This is a genomic window from Thermoclostridium caenicola (assembly GCF_900142095.1).
Taxonomy (GTDB): domain Bacteria; phylum Bacillota; class Clostridia; order DSM-8532; family DSM-8532; genus Thermoclostridium_A; species Thermoclostridium_A caenicola.
Genome location: NZ_FQZP01000069.1, coordinates 1 through 8,634 on the forward strand (window position 1 = coordinate 1; position 8,634 = coordinate 8,634).

Consider the following 8,634-nt stretch of genomic DNA (forward strand, 5'->3'; position numbering starts at 1 on the left):
CTTTTTCTTCCGGTGTAAAATTTCTTCTCTTTTCCATAGTTCCATTCTAACTTATTTTGGCCGTTTTGTCTGTCTTAATTTCTGGTATCATTATATAAAGCCCGGGGGCTGGGCCATGGCCATTCTCAACCGCATCAGTAACGGCGTCAGCATCCGGACCAACTATCCCAAAGGCGCCATCGTCTCGCTGAGCATCCCCGTTCCGTTCAATCCCTGAACTTCGCATGTCAATTCTTATTTGCCCTGTTCCATCCCCAGTTTGTAGAAATCATTCTCTATCAAAAGCTTTGCCCGTTCTGCCGTTTTCCCGCCGCTGTTGAGCGCATGGGTTAAAAATTCGGGATGTTCCATCAAAAAGCTTCTCATGGAGCCATCCGGATCTTCCATGTAATCGAGCACCATTTGCAACTGATCCCTGCCAATATAGTGTTTCCTGCATGCTTCCTCAAATACACCCCTGTCAATGCTGACCAGGGCATGGGATGTCACGCCGAGCCTTCCGAGGACTTCCGCGCCTCCCTGGAGCCTGTCCACCACCACGAGGCTATGCTTCATGCGAGCGCCAATTTTATGGATAATCGGTACCCAGGCCCGTTCATAGCTGGACGCCGAGGTGATGAGATCGGCCACATGCAGCACGGTAGCACCTTTCAGGTCCGCTGCGTCGCGGGATGAGCCGTTTTCGTAAACCACCGCGTCCATGTCCTTGAAAAGGGTGATATGGGGTTTTTCCAGGTGCTCCGCAACAAGGAGGGAGAAAAACCAGTCGCGCCGCTCCCCGCCCGAGATATAGTCGATGGCTTCGGGGTCCAGGTATTCGCGGATATATGCCGTCAGGGCATCAATGGTTCCCTTGTAAATCGGGCTTTTCTGGTATTGCTCCCTGACGATCTGGTGGAGCGCCCCGGAGCACGCCATTTTATCCTCCTTGAGGCTGTCGATCCGTTCCAGGAACCTGTTGGCTTCTTCCTCGCTTCCGAAAAGGAAATGGGTGTTGATATAGTAGGGACCAATTTTCCCGGATGTATACCAGAAGGGACTGTCCTTGGGACACACCCGAATCGCCCTGGTTTCAAACAGATAGGAAATCAGCTGGCTGTTCATTGTCTGAATCCCTGTCCTTTCGTTCATACTGTTTTGCTATGGAAAATACCGCTCCGCGGATTACACGATCAGTCCGCCAGTCAGCTCGGCAACCGAGCGGCAGTTGTTTTCAAGCATGTATTGCTCAAGGCCGTTGATGGCTTCCACCCAGGCGTACGGGTTCACAAAGCCCGCCGTGCCTATCATGACCGCCGATGCACCGGCCAGAAGGAACTCCACCACATCGGTGCCATTGGATATGCCGCCCATGCCGATGACAGGAATTTTCACCACTTTAGATACCTGGTAAACCATTCTGAGGGCAACAGGCTTTACAGCCGGACCGGAAAGCCCGCCCATGATATTGCCCAGGATGGGACGCCTGGTTTTGACATCGATGGCCATCCCCAGAAGGGTATTGATCAGGGAAACTGCATCGGCGCCGGCAGCTTCGGCGGCTAAGGCCAGTTCGCAGATATCGGTGACGTTGGGCGTCAGTTTCACGATGAGCGGTTTTTTGCAGAAGGGTTTAACCCTGGACACCACCTGGGTGATGCCCGCCGCAGTGCTTCCGAAGGCCATGCAGCCCTCCTTCACATTGGGGCAGGACAGGTTCAGCTCGATGGCATCCACATCGGCATCCGAAAGGATCCGCACCATCTCCTCGTATTCTTCCACCGTATTGCCGGAAGCATTGGCGATGATGGCGGTATCATACCGGCGCAAAAAAGGGATCTCATCCCGGATAAAAGCGTGGACCCCCGGATTCTGGAGACCTACGCTGTTGAGGATGCCCGACGGCGTTTCGGCAATTCTGGGCGGCGGGTTTCCTTTTCTCGGCTCCAGGGTCAGCCCTTTTACCGCAATGCCCCCGAGCCTGGAAAGATCAAATAATGCGCTGTACTCCCTGCCAAAACCAAAGGTGCCCGATGCGGCTATCACCGGGTTTTTTAGCTTCAAACCGGCAATATTCACTGACATGTCGGTTTTTTTCTCCATCATGCGTTTCAAACTCCCTCAAGTTCACGGATAATGCCGGAACACACCCAACGCATCCCGGTCATCAACTTAATCAAAAATAACGGCTTCTCCGCTGAACACCGGCCCGTCCTTGCAGACATGGGCGTAATCCCAGTCATCGCCGGCCCTGGTTTTGCAGGCGCATACCAGGCAGGCGCCGATCCCGCATCCCATTCTTTGCTCCAGGGATACCTCGCACGGGACATTCCTTTCCAGTAAGATTGCTGCCGCGCGCTTCATCATGGGCGTGGGACCACAGATAAAGACGCGGTCAAAGGTTTTTTCCCCAAGCTTCTTCTCCAGGAGCGACGTAACAAAGCCCGCAGTGCCATAGCTGCCATCGTCGGTGGCTATGAGCAGTTCATCGCAAGCCATTTGAAAGTCCTGCTCCAAAACAACCTGGTCACGGCTCCTGAAGCCGAGAAGGGCCAGCTTTTCAGACGCCGGGTGTTCTATGAGCAACTGCAGCAGCGGGAACACGCCGATGCCTCCTCCTACCACGGCTATCCTCCGGTCTTCAGGCTTCAGGCTGAACCCGTTCCCCAAAGGCCCCATGATATCGATGGGTTCCATTGGGCGCATGCGGGATAAAGCCTCGGTTCCCTTGCCCCGGATCTGGACGCCGATATCAAATGTGCCCCGCTCCCGATCAATGCGGCAGATGCTGATAGGGCGCCTCAGGTATGCATCCGGTCCGCCGCACCGGATGTTCACAAACTGGCCCGGCCTTCCTGCCGCAGCGATTTCAGGCGAATCTATGGTCATCAAGAAAGTCTCTTCATTCAGCCGGTTGACAGCGCCAACCCGATGGATCAGATTCATCCCGCTCCCTCCGAGTCATATCTTTCCGGAATTTTAACACAAAAAGGCCCATCATGCCATAGATTGGCTGAAGAACCTGATGGAATCACTTATTGAAATGACCGCTGTTGAGCGTATCCAGGAAGCAAGCCACGCTTTTTTCCTCCAGCTCAAGCCAGCTTTCCCGTTCCAGGATGTCCCAGAGATAATGGGCATCCGAGCTTCTGATAAATCTGTAACGCCGAAGTTCTTCCCTGCTTTGCAGTAAGCTTTCCAGGTTGCAGTTCTTGGAGCATTCCAGGAACGCGAAATCGTATTCTTCAGGAATGGCCCCGAAGGTATTGAGCATGCTGAAGGATTCCCGATCCACATGAGCGGGCAATACGGCGCCTCCCATGCCCCTCACCATGGCGATGACATCGGTCGCAGGAATCATGCAGGCACCGGCCAGGAAACGGTCCTCCGTACCGGTTTCCTCGTCCAGGCTGTTCATGTAGATCTGCCTTCCAAAGACATCTTCACGGTTTTTGACAGGCAGGAGATGTTTAAAGACTTCGTTCTGGAAAGCCAGAGCGGTTTCGGTATCGGGAAAATAGCACAGGAGATGGAATTCTTCAGCCGTACAAAGCTCCATCCCCGGAACGACCAAAAGATCGTCGTCACCTGCCACTTCCATGGCTGCCGCGCAATTGCCCGCGGCATTATGATCGGTTATGGCGATGATGTCCAGCCCCTTTATCCTGGACATGTTGACGATGTTGTTTGGCGTCATGTCATCGTCGGCGCAGGGTGACAGGCAGGTATGAATATGGAGATCAATGGCACACTTCATCATTCGGCCTTTCGTATGCGTGAAATCATCTCAAAGGAAAGCTCCGCCGCCGTTTTGTCGGAAGAAAGCATCAGGACCTGTTTCTCATTGGCCCGGTTGATGGACTGTTCTTCTATCTCGATATTCTCCGGCACCACCACGCAGGCGGCATCGGTGAGGGATGCGACGGCCACAACGTTAAGGTTGGTATGAACGGTTATCCATACGTTTCCGGAATCCAGCTTGGCCATGGCATGGCTGATGAGATCACAGCAATAGACTCCCGTTATCTCCCTGTCCAGCATGCCTTCCGGACCGGCAGCCAACCGTAAACCCAGCGTTTCCATCATTTCCTTTATGGTCATATGTACCCGTACCTCGCATTTCTTATTCTGATCCCGATTCCAGTTCGTCCACCTTTTCCCTGAGCTTGATGATGCAATCGGTGAGTATGGCGTTGCCCATTACAATATCCTCGGCCAGGGCGCGGCAGCTTGGGGCGCCGCATGCGCCGCAGTCAAGCCCGGGCAGTATATCGGTCAGTTCATCCATTCGCTGCATCTTCTCAAGCGCCTTCGCCATATCATCGTCCAGTTTCATGATCGGGCGGTATTCCACGGTGGACTGCCATATGTATTCCTCATCATCTCCCAGAGGTTCCTCGCTCATGCGGACGGGAGCCCGTCGCGCCTCGTTCCTGAGATTGACCTTGGCCACAAAGGGGTTTTCCATCACCAGCGGGCCGCCCAGGCACCCTTCAGGACAGGCAAGGGCCTCAATGAACTCGATATCCTCCAGGCTTTCCTGGACGGTTTGCTCCAGGATGGCATTGACGTTTCGGATGCCATGAACCGCAATATATCTGCCCCCGTTCAAAGCGGAGCTTTCGCCGCCCGTTCCCGCCCATGTAATACCAATGGAGCCGGAAAGGCTGAAACCGTCATCTCCTTCAGCCTTCTGCTTTTTCATTTTTTCCAGCAGGGGAACATAGATATCCTTGATGGCCAGCACACCGTCCACATCGGAACGGTTGTTTTCATAGGGCGCCTTAACGCTGGTCACTTTGGCAGCGCAGGGAGAAATGAAGAAGGTACCGATTTTTCCTTCGGGTATGCCTTTGGCCAAGGCCTCCCTTTTGGCCAGCGCCGCGGCTACCTCCATGGGTGATTTGATTCTGAGCAGCCTGTCGATGAGGCTTGGAAACCGTACCTGGATCAGACGAACCACGGCCGGACAGGCAGAAGAAATGATCGGTTTTTTAATGTCCGGATTTTTCAGATATTTCTGTGTGGCCATGGTCACAATCTCGGCAGCCCGGGCCACTTCAAAGATATGGTCAAATCCAAGACCCAATAAACCTTTCAGTATTCGCTCTCTCGAATAGGTTGGACCGAATTGCCCGTACAGCGATGGGGCGGGCAATGCGATTTTATACTCATAATTCCTGATGATGCCGATGGTATCGGTTACCGCTTTCTTCGCATGATAGGGGCAGATACGTATGCATTCACCACAGTCAATACATCGCTCTTTGATGATCACGGCCTTGCCGGCCCTGACCCTGATGGCCTCCGTGGGACAATGCTTGATGCAATTGGTACAACCCCGGCATTTGTCCTTGTCCAGGGTTACTGAATGAAAATAATTCTGTTCCATTTATATCAATCCTACACCTATCAGAAATACACGGTAATGGTCACAACGGTCCCCTTACCTTTTTCGGTCCTGATATCCAGTTCATCCGCATGCTTTTTCATATTAGGCAAACCCATACCGGCTCCGAAACCCATCTCGCGGATGCTGTCCGGCGCCGTTGAATAGCCCTCCTGCATGGCCAGATCCAGATCTTCTATACCTGGGCCCTCATCGGAAATGACAATGGTGATCTTGTCGCCGCTGATCTCGACATGGGCTTTCCCGCCGTGGCCGTGTATGACTGCGTTGATCTCAGCCTCATACATGGCAATAGCGGTTCTCTTGATCTTATCAGGCGCAACCCCCAATTGTACAAGGAGCTTCCTGACAGTGCTGGAAGCCTCCCCGGCCACGGTAAAATCATTGGCTGGTATTTCAAAATCCCGGATGATGACCTGCCCCATGATTAATAACCATGCCCTCGGATACCCTGTTGATAGAGTCTTCCGCTGGCCTCAAACAGCGGAAAATCGGTAGCCAGCAGGGCGATCCTCTTTTCCTCAGCCAGTTCGATCATAGCCTGCTGGGGTTTCTTTCCCCGCACAAATATGATGGCTTTCATGTCCATCATCTCTGCTGTACGGATTACCTGTGGATTCACAAGCCCAGTCAGAAGAAGCGCATTTTCCTTTGAGAATGCCATTACGTCGCTCATCAGATCTGCGCTGCAGGCGGATTTGATGTCCGCGTTTTCATCATGGTTGACCGTATACACTTCGGCGTTTAAAACTGCGGCTATTTCAGATATTTTCATAAATCACCTCAAACCTATCAACGAATTAAGAGAAGGTGTCACCAAGGCTAATCCCGGCCGAACCGGAAGAACCTGCCACAAATGGATCAGACCGGTATTTCCCAACAGATAAAAACCGTCCTGGTTACGGACGGCTTATCACCTTTACTTGTTTGCAAAATATTTGTTCAGATCTTCCACCAGTTTATCGGCGTCTATGCCATGAACGGCGCATGCATCGGAAATGCTTTCGCCCGACGCCGAGGGACAACCGATACAGTGCATCCCGTGCTCCATGAAAATACCGGCCGTATTCCGGTCCATCATCAGAACATCCATAATAATGGTATCCTTGGTTATCATAAACACATCCAGCCTCCTATACCCTGATTCAGCAAGATTTCTCTGCACTTTCCATTATAACAGATACGACGGAAATCGCAATATATTCAAACAGGGCCGTCCTGTCTGGTTATAGCCCTGCAACGGCAGGATTGAAATCCGACAGGAATTATGGTAAGTTTATGGAGCATAATATTATGACCAGGTCACATACCTGACGGTCTTTGTCTGTCCGGCATCCAACGGAAGGTTTGACCCGGTAAAGGCGGGATAATGAAATATCCTGCATGTGTTTCAGGAGGTTCAAGATGGCTTTATTCAAGAAGAAGCATGTAAGCTATCAACAGAATGCTGCCAGCCAGGCTCAGGTTCGCGACAGCGAAAGCGCAGCGGCAAGATTTGCTCCTGGGGCCGGTACGGCTGGAGATGCGGCAGCGAATGAAGAAGTGGTTGCCGCCATCATGGCCGCCCTTGCCTGCGCCATGGGTACAGGCGCAACCAGCAGCCTGAGAATCCGATCCATCAGGCGGGTGGGCCAGAATGCTCCTGTCTGGTGCCTGGCCGGCCGGGAATCCTATATCGCTTCCAAACTGTAACAACTTATTCAACCATAAAGCAGGCAGCGATAACATTCGACGGGACGCTGTTCTCCCCTCTGGCGATTCTTTTGACAATTCTGCTGTTGCCTTTTGGCAATTTCCTGAATTCGTCCGGTGAAGCAAGGAATTCTTCGCTGCCTGCCGTTATGCTGTACGCCGGGGCTGGATAGACCCTTTCGTTTCCCATTTTTCAGGTGATGTTATTTTCCATTTCAATGAAAAACGCCTCGCCATAGGTTATTCTTCATGACAGTTGTTCCTGATGTGCAGTCAAGTTCCCGTTCACGTCCATTCAGCCGGTATACGGCTGAAAAGTCAATGTCCGAAGGTGCCTCAAATTTCAACAACCAATTTCGCCAAAAAAACGCCCAATTTCGCCATCCATGTTTTCAGCCGCAAGTTTTGCTTTATAATTTACGCAAGGTGATTGGTATGCTGTACCAGGTACAGAGACAGTCTGGCACCCGCCGTTTTTATACAGAGGTGCGCAGTTGCATCAAAATTCCATATACGACTGTCAGGGAAATGAAGTTACGGTACCCCGACGAGAGCTTCATCATTATAGGGGAGATCGGCGGCCTGTCTTGTGCCTCGAAAGACGCAGATATGCTTTGCGTGGGAGACGGAAAGGTGCTTCCCATACTTCCCAGGGGCAGCCTGATAAGGCCTTTTGAGTGGGTTATCGGCTATATTGAGGTCCAGAAAGACCATTACGTTGCCGTGATCGGTGGCATCATCCACCTGTTCATCAGCCTATGGCACATCATCAAAAGAAGCACTGGCAATTGATAAGCTATAAATACAGACTGGAAAGCAGTTTTCGGAGGTCGAGAAATGATGCGGAAGGCAGAAAGGATCCTGGCGCATTCTGGTGATGGCATTTATCATCAGCCAAATGCCTCTGACGGCTCTCGGAAACAGTTCATTGGAGGGCGGTGAGATCGTCGCATTCATCTTACCGCCCGACAAAACGACCCATCAAACAGTGCCCCTCGGCACTACAATGGAGGATTTGGATCTGCCTGCCACCCACAACGCAACGGTACGCGTGGCAAAAGCAGCGGATACCGAATCCCATACGTCGGATGAAGGGCTTAATCGTGAGCCCATAACCCGAACAGCCTGATCACCCGTGCCGAGATGGTGCAGGTGCTGTATAATATCCTCACAAAACATTAACCTCGGCTTACTGTCTTTTTTCCCGATAAGTCCATGCGAAGCGTCCCCCCCTGCTTTGCATGGACTTTTTAATCACGCTGCAGCACTTTGCGTGTCCCGGGGATATGGAGATTGCCACGCTCGCTTCACTCGCTCGCAATGACATGCGGGAACAACTCCTCTTGCAAATACCCCTTATGTCATTGCGAGGAGCGCAGTGACGAAGCAATCTCGTCCCCTTCCGGGGCCGATTCCGGGCTTTACGGGCTCCCGGAGATTGCCACGTACCGCTTGCGTGGTGCTCCCTTAATAAGCTCTCGTTTTCTTTTAATATCTCTGTTTTTCTTTATTTTTTACCTTGATAATATTGAGCTGTACTTCTGGATTGCTTG

12 protein-coding genes are annotated in these 8,634 nt (G+C 52.1%); 3 read left to right on the top strand and 9 right to left on the bottom strand.

Annotated features, from left to right (window positions below; all coding sequences use genetic code 11):
- Positions 1–234: 234 nt before the first annotated feature.
- The 9 genes from F3H12_RS12380 to F3H12_RS12420 all read right to left on the bottom strand — a co-directional run bounded on the left by F3H12_RS12380 (position 235) and on the right by F3H12_RS12420 (position 6,506).
- A complete protein-coding gene (locus F3H12_RS12380; protein ID WP_149679632.1) occupies positions 235–1,104 on the bottom strand; it encodes an orotate phosphoribosyltransferase in 870 nt (289 codons plus the stop codon).
- Positions 1,105–1,164: 60 nt separating this feature from the next.
- Entirely contained in the window at positions 1,165–2,082 is a 918-nt protein-coding gene (locus F3H12_RS12385; protein WP_149679642.1) for a dihydroorotate dehydrogenase, read from the bottom strand.
- A gap of 69 nt (positions 2,083–2,151) precedes the next feature.
- Positions 2,152–2,925 carry a dihydroorotate dehydrogenase electron transfer subunit gene (locus F3H12_RS12390; protein WP_149679633.1) on the bottom strand — a complete coding sequence of 258 codons (774 nt, stop codon included), beginning with the start codon at positions 2,923–2,925 and terminating at the stop codon, positions 2,152–2,154.
- Between the two features lie 85 nt (positions 2,926–3,010).
- Positions 3,011–3,739 (bottom strand): PHP domain-containing protein, encoded by a 729-nt coding sequence (locus tag F3H12_RS12395; protein ID WP_243133286.1) that lies wholly within the window; start codon positions 3,737–3,739, stop codon positions 3,011–3,013.
- A complete protein-coding gene (locus F3H12_RS12400; protein ID WP_149679634.1) occupies positions 3,736–4,080 on the bottom strand; it encodes an AraC family transcriptional regulator in 345 nt (114 codons plus the stop codon). The genes F3H12_RS12395 and F3H12_RS12400 overlap by 4 nt, the downstream gene beginning before the upstream one ends.
- 22 nt (positions 4,081–4,102) lie before the next feature.
- On the bottom strand, positions 4,103–5,371 hold the full coding sequence (locus tag F3H12_RS12405; protein WP_149679635.1) for a [Fe-Fe] hydrogenase large subunit C-terminal domain-containing protein: 1,269 nt from the start codon (positions 5,369–5,371) through the stop codon (positions 4,103–4,105).
- 20 nt (positions 5,372–5,391) lie between these two features.
- Positions 5,392–5,814 carry an ATP-binding protein gene (locus F3H12_RS12410; RefSeq protein WP_149679636.1) on the bottom strand — a complete coding sequence of 141 codons (423 nt, stop codon included), beginning with the start codon at positions 5,812–5,814 and terminating at the stop codon, positions 5,392–5,394.
- A 2-nt stretch (positions 5,815–5,816) separates the two neighbouring features.
- Complete coding sequence (locus tag F3H12_RS12415; RefSeq protein ID WP_149679637.1) at positions 5,817–6,164, bottom strand: DRTGG domain-containing protein; 348 nt, start codon at positions 6,162–6,164, stop codon at positions 5,817–5,819.
- A 144-nt stretch (positions 6,165–6,308) separates the two neighbouring features.
- Positions 6,309–6,506: a DUF1858 domain-containing protein gene (locus tag F3H12_RS12420; protein WP_207706852.1), complete on the bottom strand. Its 198-nt coding sequence runs from the start codon at positions 6,504–6,506 to the stop codon at positions 6,309–6,311.
- 287 nt (positions 6,507–6,793) lie between these two features.
- Here F3H12_RS12420 and F3H12_RS12425 point away from each other — a divergent pair, with 287 nt between their 5' ends.
- The 3 genes from F3H12_RS12425 (at position 6,794) to F3H12_RS12435 (ending at position 8,210) form a co-directional block, all read left to right on the top strand.
- The gene (locus F3H12_RS12425) at positions 6,794–7,081 is read left to right on the top strand and encodes a hypothetical protein (RefSeq protein WP_149679639.1); all 288 of its coding nucleotides are present in this window, start codon (positions 6,794–6,796) and stop codon (positions 7,079–7,081) included.
- 528 nt (positions 7,082–7,609) lie between these two features.
- On the top strand, positions 7,610–7,873 hold the full coding sequence (locus tag F3H12_RS12430) for a hypothetical protein (protein WP_149679640.1): 264 nt from the start codon (positions 7,610–7,612) through the stop codon (positions 7,871–7,873).
- Positions 7,874–7,958: 85 nt separating this feature from the next.
- On the top strand, positions 7,959–8,210 hold the full coding sequence (locus F3H12_RS12435) for a hypothetical protein (protein ID WP_149679641.1): 252 nt from the start codon (positions 7,959–7,961) through the stop codon (positions 8,208–8,210).
- Positions 8,211–8,634: the final 424 nt, after the last annotated feature.